At 73.2% G+C, this 15,315-nt stretch carries 17 protein-coding genes; 16 read left to right on the plus strand and 1 reads right to left on the minus strand.

The annotated features are described in order from the left end of the window. The 15 genes from AC1DQF_RS18475 to AC1DQF_RS18545 form a co-directional block, all read left to right on the plus strand. Positions 1–1,244 (plus strand): gamma-aminobutyraldehyde dehydrogenase (locus AC1DQF_RS18475; RefSeq protein ID WP_477526692.1); only part of this gene is annotated, 1,244 nt, incomplete at its 5' end. Positions 1,245–1,283: 39 nt separating this feature from the next. Continuing rightward, positions 1,284–2,507: a saccharopine dehydrogenase family protein gene (locus AC1DQF_RS18480; protein ID WP_477526693.1), complete on the plus strand. Its 1,224-nt coding sequence runs from the start codon at positions 1,284–1,286 to the stop codon at positions 2,505–2,507. Between the two features lie 14 nt (positions 2,508–2,521). Next, the gene (locus AC1DQF_RS18485) at positions 2,522–4,054 is read left to right on the plus strand and encodes a CoA-acylating methylmalonate-semialdehyde dehydrogenase (protein WP_477526694.1); all 1,533 of its coding nucleotides are present in this window, start codon (positions 2,522–2,524) and stop codon (positions 4,052–4,054) included. Beyond that, positions 4,047–5,405, plus strand: a complete 1,359-nt coding sequence (locus AC1DQF_RS18490) for an aminotransferase class III-fold pyridoxal phosphate-dependent enzyme (protein WP_477526695.1) — start codon at positions 4,047–4,049, stop codon at positions 5,403–5,405. Before AC1DQF_RS18485 ends, AC1DQF_RS18490 begins: the two co-directional genes overlap by 8 nt. After that, a complete protein-coding gene (locus AC1DQF_RS18495; protein WP_477526696.1) occupies positions 5,405–6,793 on the plus strand; it encodes an NAD(P)/FAD-dependent oxidoreductase in 1,389 nt (462 codons plus the stop codon). Before AC1DQF_RS18490 ends, AC1DQF_RS18495 begins: the two co-directional genes overlap by 1 nt. Before the next feature lie 71 nt (positions 6,794–6,864). Next, positions 6,865–7,635, plus strand: a complete 771-nt coding sequence (locus AC1DQF_RS18500) for a SurA N-terminal domain-containing protein (protein ID WP_477526697.1) — start codon at positions 6,865–6,867, stop codon at positions 7,633–7,635. Positions 7,636–8,240: 605 nt separating this feature from the next. Beyond that, a complete protein-coding gene (locus AC1DQF_RS18505; protein ID WP_477526698.1) occupies positions 8,241–8,864 on the plus strand; it encodes a DedA family protein in 624 nt (207 codons plus the stop codon). 57 nt (positions 8,865–8,921) lie between these two features. Continuing rightward, positions 8,922–9,290 (plus strand): hypothetical protein, encoded by a 369-nt coding sequence (locus tag AC1DQF_RS18510; RefSeq protein WP_477526699.1) that lies wholly within the window; start codon positions 8,922–8,924, stop codon positions 9,288–9,290. 70 nt (positions 9,291–9,360) lie between these two features. Beyond that, positions 9,361–10,188: a UbiA family prenyltransferase gene (locus AC1DQF_RS18515; RefSeq protein WP_477526700.1), complete on the plus strand. Its 828-nt coding sequence runs from the start codon at positions 9,361–9,363 to the stop codon at positions 10,186–10,188. A 73-nt stretch (positions 10,189–10,261) separates the two neighbouring features. After that, entirely contained in the window at positions 10,262–11,320 is a 1,059-nt protein-coding gene (locus tag AC1DQF_RS18520; protein WP_477526701.1) for a type III polyketide synthase, read from the plus strand. Beyond that, on the plus strand, positions 11,317–11,862 hold the full coding sequence (locus tag AC1DQF_RS18525) for an isoprenylcysteine carboxyl methyltransferase family protein (protein WP_477526702.1): 546 nt from the start codon (positions 11,317–11,319) through the stop codon (positions 11,860–11,862). Before AC1DQF_RS18520 ends, AC1DQF_RS18525 begins: the two co-directional genes overlap by 4 nt. Beyond that, positions 11,855–12,895, plus strand: coding sequence for an NAD(P)/FAD-dependent oxidoreductase (locus AC1DQF_RS18530; protein WP_477526703.1), 1,041 nt, complete (start codon positions 11,855–11,857; stop codon positions 12,893–12,895). The genes AC1DQF_RS18525 and AC1DQF_RS18530 overlap by 8 nt, the downstream gene beginning before the upstream one ends. Next, complete coding sequence (gene idi / locus AC1DQF_RS18535) at positions 12,892–13,500, plus strand: isopentenyl-diphosphate Delta-isomerase (protein ID WP_477526704.1); 609 nt, start codon at positions 12,892–12,894, stop codon at positions 13,498–13,500. Before AC1DQF_RS18530 ends, idi begins: the two co-directional genes overlap by 4 nt. Before the next feature lie 210 nt (positions 13,501–13,710). After that, on the plus strand, positions 13,711–14,394 hold the full coding sequence (locus tag AC1DQF_RS18540; RefSeq protein WP_477526705.1) for an SGNH/GDSL hydrolase family protein: 684 nt from the start codon (positions 13,711–13,713) through the stop codon (positions 14,392–14,394). A 70-nt stretch (positions 14,395–14,464) separates the two neighbouring features. Further along, entirely contained in the window at positions 14,465–14,791 is a 327-nt protein-coding gene (locus tag AC1DQF_RS18545) for a putative quinol monooxygenase (RefSeq protein ID WP_477526706.1), read from the plus strand. Positions 14,792–14,819: 28 nt separating this feature from the next. Here AC1DQF_RS18545 and AC1DQF_RS18550 read toward each other — a convergent pair whose 3' ends face one another. Beyond that, positions 14,820–15,017 carry a hypothetical protein gene (locus tag AC1DQF_RS18550; protein ID WP_477526707.1) on the minus strand — a complete coding sequence of 66 codons (198 nt, stop codon included), beginning with the start codon at positions 15,015–15,017 and terminating at the stop codon, positions 14,820–14,822. A 69-nt stretch (positions 15,018–15,086) separates the two neighbouring features. On the opposite strand from AC1DQF_RS18550, the gene AC1DQF_RS18555 reads away from it, so the two are divergent. After that, positions 15,087–15,315 (plus strand): TetR/AcrR family transcriptional regulator (locus tag AC1DQF_RS18555; protein ID WP_477526708.1); only part of this gene is annotated, 229 nt, incomplete at its 3' end.

The raw sequence follows: 15,315 nt of genomic DNA on the forward strand, positions 1-15,315 counted from the left end.
CGCCGCAGGAGCGCTCGCTCGCCCTGCTGCGGATCGCGGACGCGCTGGAGTCCCGCGCGGAGGAGTTCGTCGCCGCCGAGTGTCGCGACACCGGCAAGCCGCTGGGCCTGACCGCCAGCGAGGAGATGCCGCCCACCATCGACCACTTCCGCTTCTTCGCCGGCGCCGCGCGCGTGCTCGAGGGCAAGTCGGCGGGGGAGTACATGGAGGACCACACCTCCTTCATCCGCCGCGAGCCCATCGGCGTGGTCGGCCAGGTGACGCCGTGGAACTACCCGCTGCCGATGATGGTCTGGAAGATCGCCCCGGCCCTGGCCGCGGGCAACACCGTCGTCCTCAAGCCCTCGGACACCACGCCCGCGACGTCGACCATGATGGCCGAGCTGGCCGCCGAGTTCCTGCCGCCCGGCGTGCTCAACGTCGTCTGCGGCGACCGCGACACCGGCCGCACCCTCGTGCAGCACCCCACCCCCCAGATGGTGGCGATCACCGGCTCCGTCCGCGCCGGGATGGAGGTCGCCGGGGCGGCGGCCGCGCAGCTCAAGCGCGTCCACCTCGAGCTCGGCGGCAAGGCGCCGGTGATCGTCTTCGACGACGCCGACGTCGAGAAGGCCGCCAAGGGCATCGCCGAGGCGGGCTACTTCAACGCCGGGCAGGACTGCACCGCGGCCACCCGCGTGCTCGTCGGCCCCGGCATCCACGACGACTTCGTCGCCGCCCTCACCGAGCAGGCCAGGGCCACCCGCACCGGGATGCCCGACGACGAGGACATCCTGTACGGCGCCCTCAACAACGCCGACCAGCTCGCCCGCGTGACCGGGATGGTCGACCGCCTGCCCGACCACGCCGAGCTGCGGGCCGGCGGCCGCCGTCAGGGTTCGACCGGCTACTTCTACGAGCCCACCGTGCTCTCCGGCCTCAAGCAGGACGACGAGCAGGTGCAGGACGAGATCTTCGGCCCCGTCATCACCGTCCAGCGCTTCGCCGACGAGGCGCAGGCACTGCAGTGGGCCAACGGCGTGAAGTACGGCCTGGCCTCCAGCGTGTGGACCCGCGACCACGGCACCGCGATGCGGATGTCGCGCGGGCTGGACTTCGGCGTCGTGTGGATCAACACCCACATCCCGTACGTCTCCGAGATGCCGCACGGCGGCTTCAAGCAGTCCGGCTACGGCAAGGACCTGTCCATGTACGGCCTCGAGGACTACACCCGGATCAAGCACGTCATGTCCTACATCGGCTGATCGCCGCTCAGTCGGGCTAGCAAAGGAATGAACACGAACATGAGGATCCTCCTTGTCGGCGCCGGTGGCGTCGGCGGAGCGTTCGCGGCCATCGCGGCCCGGCGCGACTTCTACGAGCAGATCGTGATCGCCGACTACGACGGGGCCAAGGCCGAGCGCGCGGCGGAGGCGGATGCGCGCTTCGTGGGCGCCCGCATCGACGCCTCCGACGCCGCGGCCGTCGAGAACCTGTGCCGCGAGCACGGCATCACCCACGTGATGAACGCCGTCGACCCCGTCTTCAACATGCCCCTCTTCGACGGGGCCTTCGCGGCCGGCGCGGACTACGTGGACATGGCGATGTCGCTGTCGAGGCCGCACCCCGAGGCGCCGTACGAGAAGACCGGGGTCAAGCTCGGCGACGAGCAGTTCGCCCAGGAGGGCGAGTGGGAGGCCGCGGGCCGGCTGGCGCTGGTCGGGATGGGCGTCGAGCCCGGGCTGTCCGACGTCTTCGCGCGGTACGCCGCCGACCACCTCTTCAGCGAGATCGACGAGCTCGGGACGCGCGACGGCGCCAACCTGGTGGTCACCGACGACGACGGCAACGAGATCTTCGCGCCGTCGTTCTCGATGTGGACGACGATCGAGGAGTGCCTCAACCCGCCGGTGGTCTGGCAGAACGGCGCGTGGCACACGACCGCGCCGTTCTCCGAGCCGGAGGTCTTCGACTTCCCCGAGGGCATCGGCCCGGTGGAGTGCGTCAACGTCGAGCACGAGGAGGTCCTCCTCATGCCGCGCTGGATCGACTGCAAGCGGGCGACGTTCAAGTACGGCCTCGGCGACGAGTTCATCACCATCCTCAAGGTGCTGCACACGCTCGGGCTCGACCGCACCGAGAAGGTGACGGTGAAAGGCGTCGAGGTCAGCCCCCGCGACGTGGTCGCCGCCGTGCTGCCCGACCCGGCCACCGTCGGGCCGCGGATGACGGGCAAGACCTGCGCCGGCCTGTGGGTCACCGGCAAGGACAAGGACGGCGAGCCCCGCTCGACGTACCTCTACCACGTCGTCGACAACGAGTGGACGATGCGCGAGTACGGCCACCAGTGCGTGGTCTGGCAGACCGCGATCAACCCGGTGATCGCGCTGGAGCTCCTCAGCCGGGGCACCTGGACCGGAGCCGGCGTGCTCGGTCCGGAGGCGTTCGACGCGGTGCCGTTCCTGCAGTTGCTCGAGGAGTACGGCAGCCCGTGGGGCATCCGCGAGCAGGGCCACCGGGCGAGCTGACGAGAGAGGACGACATGACCACCATCCCGACCGAGACCACCATCGCCCACTGGGCGGCCGGCAAGGACTTCGCCGGCACGAGCGGGCGCACCGCCGACGTCACCAACCCCGCCACCGGGCAGGTGACCGGGCGGCTGTCGCTCGCCTCCCGCGAGGACGCCGACGCCGTCATCGCCGCCGCCGCCGCGGCCGCACCGTCCTGGGGGCGTACGTCGCTCGCGGCGCGCACGCAGGTGATGTTCGCGTTCCGCGAGCTCCTCAACTCCCGCAAGGGCGAGCTGGCCGCCCTCATCACCGCCGAGCACGGCAAGGTCCTCTCCGACGCCATCGGCGAGATCGCCCGCGGCCAGGAGGTCGTGGAGTTCGCCTGCGGCATCTCGCACCTGCTCAAGGGCGGCCACTCCGAGGGCGTGTCGACCGGGGTGGACGTGCACTCCAAGCGCGACCCGCTCGGGGTCGTCGGCATCATCTCCCCGTTCAACTTCCCGGCGATGGTGCCGATGTGGTTCTTCCCGATCGCCATCGCCGCCGGCAACACCGTGGTCCTCAAGCCCAGCGAGAAGGACCCCTCCGCCGCCCTCTGGCTGGCCCGGCTGTGGCAGGAGGCCGGCCTGCCCGACGGCGTCTTCAACGTCCTGCAGGGCGACAAGGACGCCGTCGACGCGCTGCTGGAGAGCCCGGTCGTGCAGGCCATCAGCTTCGTCGGGTCGACCCCCGTCGCGCAGTACGTCTACGAGAACGCGTCGCAGCGCGGCAAGCGCGTGCAGGCGCTCGGCGGGGCCAAGAACCACATGGTCGTCCTGCCCGACGCCGACCTCGACCTCGCCGCCGACTCGGCCGTCAACGCGGGCTACGGCAGCGCGGGCGAGCGCTGCATGGCCATCAGCGTGCTCGTCGCCGTGGGCTCGGTCGCCGACGAGCTCGTCGCCCGGATCGCCGACCGCACCCGCACGCTGGTCATCGGCGACGGCGCCGCGGGCACCGACGGCAAGGAGCCCGACATGGGCCCGCTCGTCACCGAGGCCCACCGCGACCGCGTCGCGTCCTTCATCGACTCCGGCGAGCAGCAGGGCGCCAAGGTCGTCGTCGACGGCCGCGACGTGCAGGCACGGGGCGCGGCCGACGGCTTCTGGCTCGGCCCGACCCTCTTCGACCACGTGACGCCCGACATGGACGTCTACACCGAGGAGATCTTCGGTCCGGTGCTGTCCGTCGTACGCGTGGCGACCTACGAGGAGGCCGTGGAGCTGGTCAACGACAACCCCYACGGCAACGGCACCGCCGTCTTCACCAACGACGGGGGAGCGGCGCGACGCTTCGAGGCCGACGTCCACGTCGGCATGATCGGCGTCAACGTCCCGGTCCCGGTGCCGGTGGCCTACTACTCCTTCGGCGGCTGGAAGCGGTCGCTGTTCGGCGACACCCACGCGCACGGCACCGAGGGCGTCCACTTCTACACCCGCGGCAAGGTCGTCACCAGCCGGTGGGTCGACCCGGCCAACCGCCCGCAGGGCGGCCTCGAGCTGGGATTCCCGCGCAATGTCTGAGCTGACCGTCGCCTCCGACCTCGTCGACCTCACCCCCGAGCGCACCCACGAGCTCGACCGTCGCCACGTCTTCCACTCGTGGTCGGCCCAGGCGGCCCTCGACCCGATGGTCATCACCCGTGCGGAGGGCTCGCACATCTGGGACGGGGCGGGCAACAGGCTGCTCGACTTCACCTCCCAGCTGGTCTTCACCAACCTCGGCCACCAGCACCCGCGCATCGTGGCGGCCATCCAGGAGCAGGCCGCCCACCTGTGCACGGCCGCGCCCCAGCACGCCGTGGCCGCCCGCTCCGAGGCCGCGCGGCTGATCGCCTCCCACACGCCGGGCGACCTCGACCGGGTGTTCTTCACCAACGGCGGGGCCGACGCCAACGAGCACGCCGTCCGCATGGCCCGGCTGCACACGGGCCGTCCCAAGGTGCTCTCGACGTACCGCTCCTACCACGGGGGCACCCAGCTGGCCGTCAACATGACGGGCGACCCGCGACGGTGGGCCAACGACCAGGGCACCGCCGGCACGGTGCACTTCTTCGGTCCGTTCCTCTACCGCAGCGCCTTCCACGCGACCACCGAGGAGGAGGAGTGCGAGCGCGCGCTCGCGCACCTCGCCCAGGTGATCGCGTTCGAGGGGCCGTCGACGATCGCGGCCGTGGTCCTCGAGTCCATCCCGGGTACCGCCGGCATCATGGTCCCGCCCGTGGGCTACCTCAGCGGCGTCCGCGAGCTCTGCGACCGGCACGGCATCCTGCTGGTCGCCGACGAGGTGATGTCCGGCTTCGGACGCGCGGGCCGCTGGTTCGCGTGCGAGCTCGACGGCGTCGTGCCCGACCTGCTGACCTTCGCGAAGGGGGTCAACTCGGGCTACGTCCCGCTCGGCGGGGTCGCGATGAGCGAGGCCGTCGCCGCGACCTTCGCCGACCGCGCCTACCCGGGCGGTCTCACCTACTCCGGCCATCCGCTGTCCTGTGCGGCCGCCGTGGCGACCATCCGCACCATGGAGGACGACCGGGTGGTCGAGCACGCGGCCGCACTCGGCGACGAGGTGTTCAGGCCCGGGCTCGAGGCGCTGCTGGAGGAGCACGCCTGGGTCGGCGAGGTGCGCGGCACCGGCGCCTTCTGGGCCATCGAGCTGGTCAGCGACCGCGGCACCCGCGAGCCCCTCGCGCCGTACGGCGGCAGCAGCCCGGAGATGGCCGCGATCCTGGCGGCCTGCCGTCGCCGGGGCCTGCTGCCCTTCGCCAACTTCAACCGCATCCACCTCGTGCCGCCGCTGACCTCGACGGCCGACGAGGTCCGGGAGGCGATCGTCGTCCTGGGCGAGGCGCTCGCCGAAGCGGCAGCCGCCGCGTGATGCCGGCGCCGGAGGCCCTCGACACCTGGCCCGCCGGGTCGTACGACGACTCCGTGCTGGCGCCGCTGTGGCTGGACACCCCGGACCGCCCGGCCGCCCGGCCGCCCGCGACGGGGGTGGTGCACGCGGACCTGCTGGTGGTCGGCGGCGGCTTCACCGGTCTGTGGACCGCGCTGCGCGCGGTCGAGCGCAATCCGGGCTCCTCGGTCGTGCTGGTCGAGGGGGACCGGATCGCCGAGCACGCCACCGGACGCAACGGCGGCTTCTGCGAGGCCAGCCTCACCCACGGCGAGTCCAACGGGCGCACTCGGTGGCCCGAGGAGTACGACCGGCTGCACCAGCTCGGCCTGAGCAACCTCGACGACATCGAGGAGACGGTCGAGCGCTACGACATCGACTGCGGCTTCGCCCGCGGCGGCGTGCTCACGGTCGCCACCCGACCGCACGAGGTGGCCCACCTCGAGCCGGACCGGCCGGGCTTCCTGGACGCGACGGCCGTGCGCACGCGCCTGGACTCGCCCACCTACCTCGCGGGCCGGCACGAGCCGGACGCCACGGCCGTGGTCGACCCCGCCCGCCTCGCGTGGGGGCTGGCGGACGCCGCCGAGGAGCTCGGCGTACGCCTGCACGAGCACACCCGGGTGCTCTCGGTGCGCCGCCGCGGCGCCGGTGTGGAGGTCCGGACCGGCAGGGCGGTGATCCACGCCTCCCGGGTCGTGCTGGCCACGAACGTCTTCCGCAACCTGCTGCGGCGACCCCGCTGGTCGGTGGTCCCCGTCTACGACTACGTGCTCGCGACCGAGCCGCTCACCGACGCGCAGCTCGGCGCCCTGCGCTGGGACCCCGCCGTCGGCGTCTCCGACTCCGGCAACCAGTTCCACTACTACCGGCTGACGCCGGACCGGCGGATCCTGTGGGGCGGTTACGACGCGATCTACCACTACGGGCGCTCGATCGCCGAGGAGCACGCGGACCGACCGGAGACGTTCGAGACCCTGGCGCGGAACTTCGCGGAGACCTTCCCGCAGCTGCGGGGCATCCGCTTCACGCACCGCTGGTCCGGGGTGATCGACACGTCCACCCGCTTCTGCGCCCTGTTCGGGACCGCCCACCGCGGGCGTACGGCGTACGCGACCGGATTCACCGGGCTCGGTGTCGGCGCCTCTCGGTTCGCGGCCGACGTCATGCTGGACCTGCTCGCCGGCGAGGCGACCGAGCGCACCCGACTGGAGATGGTCCGGAGGCAACCCCTGCCGTTCCCCCCGGAGCCGTTCGCGTGGCTGGGGATCCAGGTGACGCGGTGGTCGCTGGCGCGCGAGGACGCGACCGGGCGGCGCAACCCGTGGCTGCGGGCGCTCGACCGCCTCGGGCTCGGCTTCGACTCCTGAGCCCGGCACCCGCCGAGCCCCGGGAGGGGCGCTCAGGAGTCGCTCAGGGTCGTTCCGTACCGTCGGTGCAGATGACTATTCCGAAGCGTCTCCGTGCCGTCCTCGTCCCCGCGCTGGCCGCCGCCGTGCTGTCCCTGTCCGCCTGCGGCGGCGGTGGCTCCGACGGCGACGCCGGCTCGTCGTCCCAGGAGAAGTCGGGCGACGCGGCCGCTGCGGCCGACCTCGAGGGCATCCCGGACGTGGTGGCCGAGGTCAACGGCGAGGAGATCACCAAGGACGAGTTCGCCCCGATCTACCAGGCCCAGCTCCAGCAGGCCACCGCCCAGGCGCAGATGAGTGGTCAGCAGCCCGACGAGGAGGCCCTGCAGAAGCAGACCGCCGAGAACCTCATCGACACCGAGCTGCTGTCCCAGGAGGCCGAGTCGCGCGGCATCGAGGTCACCGACCAGGACGTCGACGACGAGCTCGCCACCCTCGCCGAGCAGAACCAGCTCGGCTCTGCCGACGAGCTCCTCAAGGCTCTCGACGACCAGGGCACGACCGAGGACCAGGCCCGCGCGCAGGTCGAGACGCAGGTCATGGTCGAGCGGCTGGTCGACGACGAGTCCGGGCCCGCGGACGTGTCCGAGAAGCAGCTCCGCACCCTCTACGAGCAGGCCAAGCAGCAGGCCCAGCAGCAGGCCCAGGCGGGCCAGCAGGCCGGCCAGGCGCAGAAGATCCCGCCGTACGCGAAGGTCAAGGGACAGCTGCGTGACCGGGCCGAGGCCGACCACGTCGGCACCGTGGCGCAGTCCCTCGTCGAGGACCTGCGCAAGGACGCGGACATCACCAACAACCTCTGACAGCCGCGTCCTCGCGGGGTGCGTTCGACGCGTCTGGCGGAACCCCGGGGGATGGGTGCATCGCCAGACGCGTCTTGATCAACGGTAGGGCGTCGGGGCCTCCCCAGACAGACCCACGATGGGGTAACAACGCGCCGCCACGTCGTCGGGTCAGCCCCGGGGGTCCGCGCCGGCGCCACATCGACGGGGGGTCGAGGTGCTCGCCGGCGCGGGGGTCCGACCGCGCCGGGACAGATGGGGGGGTTGGCGAGTCGGACCCGGCCCCTTGCGGGGCGTCGTGATGCTAGGCCAGACGGGCGCGCTGCGGAAGCAACTCGAGCATGTTGTCGCGTGGCAACGCACACGACCACCCGGACCGGGGCTTACCCGTCGGGCGGTCGTGTGGTGCTGCTCGCTGGCCCGTCAGCCGCCTCTCGGCGTATGGCCGCTCGTAGCGGCAAGGGGTGAGCCCGGGGGCATGATGCGGACCAGCTGAGGGGCACAACGGACCCGGTCCGGAGAACATTCCACGGCGCCGGCGTGGTCGTGGTCACCCACCCGTGCGGCATGCTGGCCGCGCCCGACCGACCGACGTACCGACGACCGACCGACGACGAGGGGTGCCCGTGGGTTCCGTGCTCGACTGGGTCGTCGAGGTGATGCGGACCCTCGGCGCCCCCGGCGTCGGCCTGGCCACCGCCCTCGAGACCGTCTTCCCGCCCGTCCCCAGCGAGGTCGTGCTGCCACTCGCCGGCTACACGGCGAGCCAGGGCCACTACGGTCTGGTCGCCGCGATCGTCTGCGCCACCGTGGGGTCGCTGGTCGGGGCGCTGGTCCTCTACCTCCTCGGGGCACTGTGGGGCGCCGAGCGCCTGTGCGCCACGGCCGAGCGCATCCCGCTGCTGCACGCGAGCGACGTGGAGCGCGCCATCGGCTGGTTCCGGCGCCACGGCCGGTCCGCGATCTTCCTGGGGCGCCTCGTGCCGGGCGTGCGCAGCTTCATCTCGATCCCGGCCGGCATCGACCGGATGCCGATGGCGCAGTTCGTGCTCTACACGACGGCCGGCAGCCTGGTCTGGAACGCCGCCCTCATCGTGGCCGGCTACGAGCTCGGCGCCCAGTGGCACCGCGTCGAGGGCTACGTGGGTGAGGCCTCCGTGGTCATCTACGTGGTCCTCGGCGTGGCGCTGCTGTGGTTCGTCGCCCAGCGTCTCGTCCGGGTGTCGCGGGAGCCGTCGGGCGAGCCCTAGGACCGGCGCACCCGTTCGGGTCTGCCCCGGTGACCGGGCACCGCCTACGTTCGGGGGATGGACTATCCCCTGACAAAGGCCCTGGCCGTCGTGACCCTCGGCTACAGCGCCTGGGTGGTCACGAGCGCCGACTCGCTGCGTGAGCAGCTCGACGACCCGCAGGACTGGCACCGGCCCGCCTCCCGCCTGGCGTACACGTACGCGGGGCGGGACGTCCCGATCTCGGCGCTGGCCCTGCTGGGCGGCGCCCAGGGCGCGCGGACCGGCGCACTGCTCCGCATCGCCGGCGACGTGACCGACGCGTTCACGCTCGGCACCACCGCCTCGTCGGCTGCGTCGCGCAAGAGAGCGGTTGCGGTCGCGGCCGGGTACGGCGTCGTCAACGCGCTCGCGCTGGTTCTCGACGAGCGGCGTCGTCGGGCGTGAGCCACGCAGGGTGAGTACCGTCGGGGGAGTGCCCGGCACCCGCGCCGAGCCGGGGCGGACAGGGGAGGCCATGACCGCTGACGTCGTGCGCGACCCGGCGCGCCGGTCCTCCCGCACGCGAGCCGTGCTCGCGGCGGCTCACCTCGGCCCCGCAGTGGCCGTGACGGTGCTCGCCGGCCTGCTGGCGCTGGCACAGGGCCTCGGTCCGGGGCGGTCCGTCCTCGTCGTCGCCGCGGTGCTCACCGGGCAGCTCTCGATCGGGTGGAGCAACGACCTGGTCGACCTCTCCCGCGACCGGCGCAGCGGTCGCACCGACAAGCCCCTGGTGACCGGGGCCGCCCCGGTGGCCGTCGTGCGCGCGGCGTGCGCCGTTGCCCTCCTCGCCTGCGTCGTCCTGTCCCTGGCCTGCGGCCTGGCCGCGGGTCTCATCCACCTGGTCTGCGTCGCGGCCGGCTGGTCCTACAACCTCGGTCTCAAGTCGACCGCCTGGTCGTGGCTGCCGTACGCCGTGGCGTTCGGTGGGCTGCCCGTCTTCGTCGCCCTCGCGGGCTCGGACACCCCACCCTGGTGGTGGCCCGTGGGGGGCGCGCTGCTCGGCGTCGGTGCCCACCTGCTCAACGTGCTGCCCGACCTCGAGGACGACGCCGCCACCGGCGTCCGGGGCCTGCCGCACCGGCTCGGTGCCCGCTGGATCGCGCCGGCCGCGGCCGCCGTGCTCGTCGGTGCGACCGTGGTGGTCGTCGCCGGGGCCTCGCCGCCGCTCGTGTGGGCCGTGCCCGTCGGGGTGGTGGTCCTGGGGCTGGCCGCGCTGGTCGTCGGCGGTCGCGGTCGCGCGCCCTTCGCCGCCGCGGTCGTGATCGCCCTCGTCGACGCCACCCTCCTGGTGGCGGCACGATGAGCCGTTCCCATCCCGGTGCACGTCGCTTCTCACGTCCCCGCCCACGTCCCCGCCCACGTCCCTGGAGGCTGTCATGAGGATCCTGTCCGCGCGCGGAGCGTTGCCCGAGCACTCCCACCCGCAGGAGGAGATCACCGAGGCCTTCAGCGCGGTCATCGCCGAGCGCACCGTCGACCAGGCCCTGCTGCGGCGCTTCCACCGCAACGCCGGGGTCGAGCGGCGCCACACCGTGCTGCCGCTGGAGGACTACGCGACGCTGGGCGACTTCGGCCACGCCAACGACCTCTTCATCGAGCACGCCGTCGAGCTCGGGTCCCAGGCGCTGGTCGACGCCCTCAAGGCCGCCGACCTGACGCCCTCCGACGTCGACCTGGTGGTCACCGCCACCGTCACCGGGCTGGCGATCCCGTCCCTGGACGCGAGGATCGCGGGGGTCGTCGGGCTGCGCGAGGACGTGCGGCGGATGCCCCTCGTGGGGCTGGGCTGCGTGGCGGGCGCGGCCGGGATCGCCCGGGTCCACGACTACCTGCTCGGCCACCCCGGCCACACGGCGGTCCTGGTCGCCGTCGAGCTCTGCTCGCTGACCATCCAACGCGACGACGTGTCGGTGCCCAACCTGGTGGCCAGTGGTCTCTTCGGTGACGGGGCGGCGGCCGTCGTGGCGGTCGGTTCGGACGGCGGCCCGGACGGTCCGGTCGAGGTGCTCGACTCACGCAGCCGGCTCTACCCCGACAGTGAGCGGACGATGGGCTTCGACGTGACCGGCGGGGGCCTGCGCATCGTCCTGGACGCCGAGGTGCCCGCGATCGTCGAGCGCCACCTGCGCGGCGACGTCGACGGCTTCCTGGCCGAGCACGGGCTCACCCGTGCCGACATCGGCTGGTGGGTCTGCCACCCGGGCGGCCCCAAGGTGATCGAGGCGCTGCAGTCGGCGCTCGAGGTGCCCCGGGAGGCGTTGCAGCTGACGTGGGACTCGCTGGCCCGGGTCGGCAACCTGTCGTCGGCGTCGGTGCTGCACGTCCTCGAGGACACCCTGCGCGACCGGCCCCCGACGCCGGGCACCCACGGGGTGCTGCTGGCGATGGGGCCCGGCTTCTGCTCCGAGCTGGTGCTGCTCCGGGCCACCGCATGACCAGCCTGCTGGCCTTCACGGTCCTGATCCTGCTCGTCGGCCTCGAGCGCATCGCCGAGCTGGTCGTCTCCACCCGCAACGCGGCCTGGAGCAAGGAGCGCGGCGGGGTCGAGTCGGGCCTGGGCCACTACCCGGCCATGGTGGTCCTGCACACCGGACTGCTGGTCGGTGCGCTCGCGGAGGCGTGGCTGCGCCGGCCCGACGTACCGTCCCTCCTGGCCTGGTCGATGCTCGCGCTCGTCCTCGCGTCGCAGGCCCTGCGCTGGTGGTGCATCACCACCCTGGGGAAGCGCTGGAACACCCGCATCATCATCGTGCCTGGCCTGGCCCCGGTACGGTCCGGCCCCTACCGCCTGTTCCGGCACCCCAACTACGTCGCCGTCGTCGTGGAGGGCGTGGCCCTCCCGCTCGTGCACGCCGCGTGGATCACCGCGGTGGTCTTCACGGTGCTCAACGCTGCGCTCCTGACGGTGCGGATCCGGGCCGAGGACGCCGCGCTCGCCACCCTGCCCGCGTGGCAGGCCGAGGTCAGCGATGCGTGACCTCGTGGTCGCCGGAGGCGGTCCCGTCGGGCTCGCCGCCGCGCTGCACGCGGCTCGGGCCGGCCTCGACGTCGTGGTCCGCGAACCCCGTACCGGTCCGGTCGACAAGGCGTGCGGCGAGGGCCTGATGCCCGGCGCCGTGTCCGAGCTGGCGATGCTCGGCGTGCACCCGGAGGGCCACCCGCTCTCCGGCATCCGGTACGTCGACGGTTCGGGTCGAGGGGCCGCCGCCGAGGCGGTGTTCACCGCCGGGCCCGGTCGCGGYGTACGCCGGACCACGCTGCACGCGGCGCTCTCGGACGCGCTCGGACGAGCGGGCGTCCCCACCGAGACCACCCCGGTGCGTTCGGTGCGCGACGCGGGCGACCACGTGCTCGTGGACGGGGAGCCGGCCCGCTACCTGGTCGCCGCCGACGGCCTCCACTCACCCGTACGACGCCTGCTCGACCTCGAGGTGCCCGCGCGTGGTCCGCGCAGGTTCGGCCTGCGCTGCCACGTCCGGCAGGCGCCCTGGACGCCCTTCGTCGAGGTGCACTGGGCAGCGGGGGCGGAGGCCTACGTGACCCCCGTGGCCGACGACCTCGTCGGGGTGGTCGTGCTGACCGACAGCGGGGAGGCCTTCGACGACGTGCTCGCCTCGTTCCCGCTGCTGCGCGAGCGGCTGACCGGGGAGCGCACCAAGGTGATGGGCGCCGGTCCGCTGCGACAGCGTGCTCGCCGCCGGGTGGCCGGTCGGACCCTGCTGGTGGGGGACGCCGGCGGCTACGTCGACGCGCTCACCGGCGAGGGCATCGCCCTCGGGCTGGCCCACGCTCGCGCGGCGGTCGCCTGCGTCGCGGCCGACGACCCCCAGCGGTTCGAGCTGCTGGCGCGCCGGGCCAGCCGACGCCACGAGCTGCTCACCCACGCCCTGCTGCGGGCCACCGCCCACCGTCCCGTCCGTCGGCGCCTGGTGCCGGCGGCGGCCCGGGCGCCCTGGCTCTTCTCCGCCGCCGTCAACCAGCTCGCCCGACCGATCGAGGTGCCCGCATGACGTCCACTGTCCACGACCCGACCGCCGTGTCCCCGGCGGAGTCGGTGGTGCTGCTCGACGAGCAGGGTCGCGCCGTCGGCACTGCCGACAAGCGGCTGGTGCACGACCGGGACACGCCGCTGCACCTGGCGTTCTCCTGCTACCTCTTCGACGGCGCCGGGTCGTTCCTCGTGACGCAGCGGGCCCTGCACAAGCCGACGTGGCCGGGCGTGTGGACCAACAGCGCCTGCGGCCACCCGGCACCGGGTGAGCCGATCGCGGACGCCGTACGACGGAGGGTCGAGCAGGAGCTCGGCGTGCGGGTGGAGGGCCTGCGGCTGCTGCTGCCACGGTTCCGCTACCGCGCGGTCATGGACGACGGGATGGTCGAGCACGAGATGTGCCCGGTCTTCGTCGCCACCACGAGCGATGCGGTGCGTGCCGACCCCGCCGAGGTCGAGGAGGCTCGGTGGGAGCCGTGGGACGCCTTCCGGGCCGGCGTGCTCGACGGCAGTCGCGCCATCTCGCCGTGGTGTCGCGAGCAGGTCGCCGCGCTCCCGGCCGACCCGCTCGCGGCGCCCAGCGCGTCGTACGACGACCTGCCGCCGGCGGCGCGGGACCTCTGAACGCGCACGCGGAGCCACCCGCCGCGCGCACTCTCGGAAAAGGCGTGTGGCGACGGGTGGCACCCGGCGTGGCGTGGGCGACGGTGCCCCCCCGAACACTGCCCGTCCTCCGGGTTCTGGGCAGCGTAGATCCACGTCCGCCGATCGGGTAGTACCCCTTCGGGCGGGGACGACCCCGGCCCCGGCTGCGGGGGTAGGTACGGTCGCGCGGTGGTCAGGACAGGTGTGTCAGCGGTCGTCCTCGTCCTCGCAGTGGCGGCGGGCGGAGCCTGGCTGTGGCGCGGGCACCAGCAGGGCGAGGCGTGCGAGGTGGTCCGGTCGAGCGTCGCCCGGCGCGGCGACGCACCCGTCGGCACCGGACCCCGGGAGATCATGGTCATCGGGGACTCCTACGCCCAGGGCTGGGGGCTCCGGAACCCGATGCTGTCGTGGCCGACCGCCTTCGCGCACGAGGCGGACGCCACCGTGCGCGTCGACGGGTTCGCCGGGTCCGGGTTCACCGGGTCGGCCTTCTGCGACGACGAGGACTTCGGTGCCCGGGCCGGGCGGCTGGACCTCGACCCGGACGACCTGCTGGTGGTCCAGGGCGGCCTCAACGACGTCAACGCCGCCCCCGAGGCCATCGAGTCCGCCGCGGTGGCGGTCGTGGAGGCCTCCGGCGCCGACGCGGTCGTGGGACCGCCGCCGGCGCCCCAGCGCGACCTCGCGCTCACGATCGCCACGGACGAGGCGCTCGCCCGGGCCGCGGACGAGGCCGGGGTCGCGTACGTCTCGACGATCGACTGGGACGACCTGACCTACCTGCCCGACCACCTGCACCTGACGCCGGAGAGCCACCTTGTCTTCGGGACMCGGGTCGCGGACGCGCTCCTGGAGGCCGGCGTCCTGCGCTGAGCCCGGACCGGCCCGGGTGCCGCCCGTATCCTCGGGTCGTCCGCCCCACCCCCGTCCGAGGAGGCATGCGTTGATCTTCATCACCGCCAAGTTCCAGGTCCGTCCCGAGTCCGCCGAGCAGTGGCCCGAGATCAGCAGGGCGTTCACCGAGGCGACCCGGGCCGAGCCCGGCTGCCTGTGGTTCGACTGGTCCCGCAGCCTCGACGACGACTGCGAGTACGTGCTGGTGGAGGCCTTCGCCGACGACGCGGCGGGTGCCGCACACGTCGGCTCCGCGCACTTCCGGGCCGCACGGCTCGACCTGCCCCCGCACCTCGCGTCGACGCCGCGCATCGTCAACACCGCCGTGGACGGGTCCGACTGGTCGGAGCTCGGCGAGATGGCCGTCGAGGCCTGAGGTCGGCCCACGTCCCTCGGGTCGGTCCTCAGGCCGCTCGGGAGAGCCGCTTCGAGGACTCGGACTGCTCGGTGGCCGCCGCCGGCAGGCCCGGTGCCCTCGACTCGTCGCGCCGGGGCGGGTCCATGCGGTGCTTGTCCGCGAAGTAGACCCAGGTGACGCCGCCGTAGACGACGAGGTTCATCACCAGGGCGCCCACCAGGAAGACGAGGATKGTCGTGGTCATGTCGATCTCCTTCCGACTCAATTGCGCTACATCAACTGTAGTGTAATTGAACAGGAGATGATTCCCTCCATGGATGCCCAGGACGCACGAGGACCCGGTCGGCCCCGGAGCGCGGCCACCGACCAGGCCATCGTGGACGCGACCCTGGCGCTGGTGCGCGAGCGCGGCCCCGAGGCGGTCAGCGTGGCGGCGATCTCCACGCGCAGCGGCATCGCCCGGACGACGATCTACCGCCGCTACCGCGACCGCGAGGAGCTGCTGGCGGCCGCGCTCCGCCCGGTCACCGAAGGAGGCGAGC

Source organism: Nocardioides sp. P4_G4, from assembly GCF_056401085.1.

Excerpts from the sequence above, each read along its gene's own strand:
- AC1DQF_RS18480 (WP_477526693.1), top strand. The coding sequence starts at position 1,284 with ATGAGGATCCTCCTTGTCGGCGCCGGTGGCGTCGGCGGAGCGTTCGCG.
- AC1DQF_RS18490 (WP_477526695.1), top strand. The coding sequence starts at position 4,047 with ATGTCTGAGCTGACCGTCGCCTCCGACCTCGTCGACCTCACCCCCGAG.
- AC1DQF_RS18495 (WP_477526696.1), top strand. The coding sequence starts at position 5,405 with ATGCCGGCGCCGGAGGCCCTCGACACCTGGCCCGCCGGGTCGTACGAC.
- AC1DQF_RS18500 (WP_477526697.1), top strand. The coding sequence starts at position 6,865 with ATGACTATTCCGAAGCGTCTCCGTGCCGTCCTCGTCCCCGCGCTGGCC.
- AC1DQF_RS18510 (WP_477526699.1), top strand. The coding sequence starts at position 8,922 with ATGGACTATCCCCTGACAAAGGCCCTGGCCGTCGTGACCCTCGGCTAC.
- AC1DQF_RS18515 (WP_477526700.1), top strand. The coding sequence starts at position 9,361 with ATGACCGCTGACGTCGTGCGCGACCCGGCGCGCCGGTCCTCCCGCACG.
- AC1DQF_RS18520 (WP_477526701.1), top strand. The coding sequence starts at position 10,262 with ATGAGGATCCTGTCCGCGCGCGGAGCGTTGCCCGAGCACTCCCACCCG.
- AC1DQF_RS18525 (WP_477526702.1), top strand. The coding sequence starts at position 11,317 with ATGACCAGCCTGCTGGCCTTCACGGTCCTGATCCTGCTCGTCGGCCTC.
- idi (WP_477526704.1), top strand. The coding sequence starts at position 12,892 with ATGACGTCCACTGTCCACGACCCGACCGCCGTGTCCCCGGCGGAGTCG.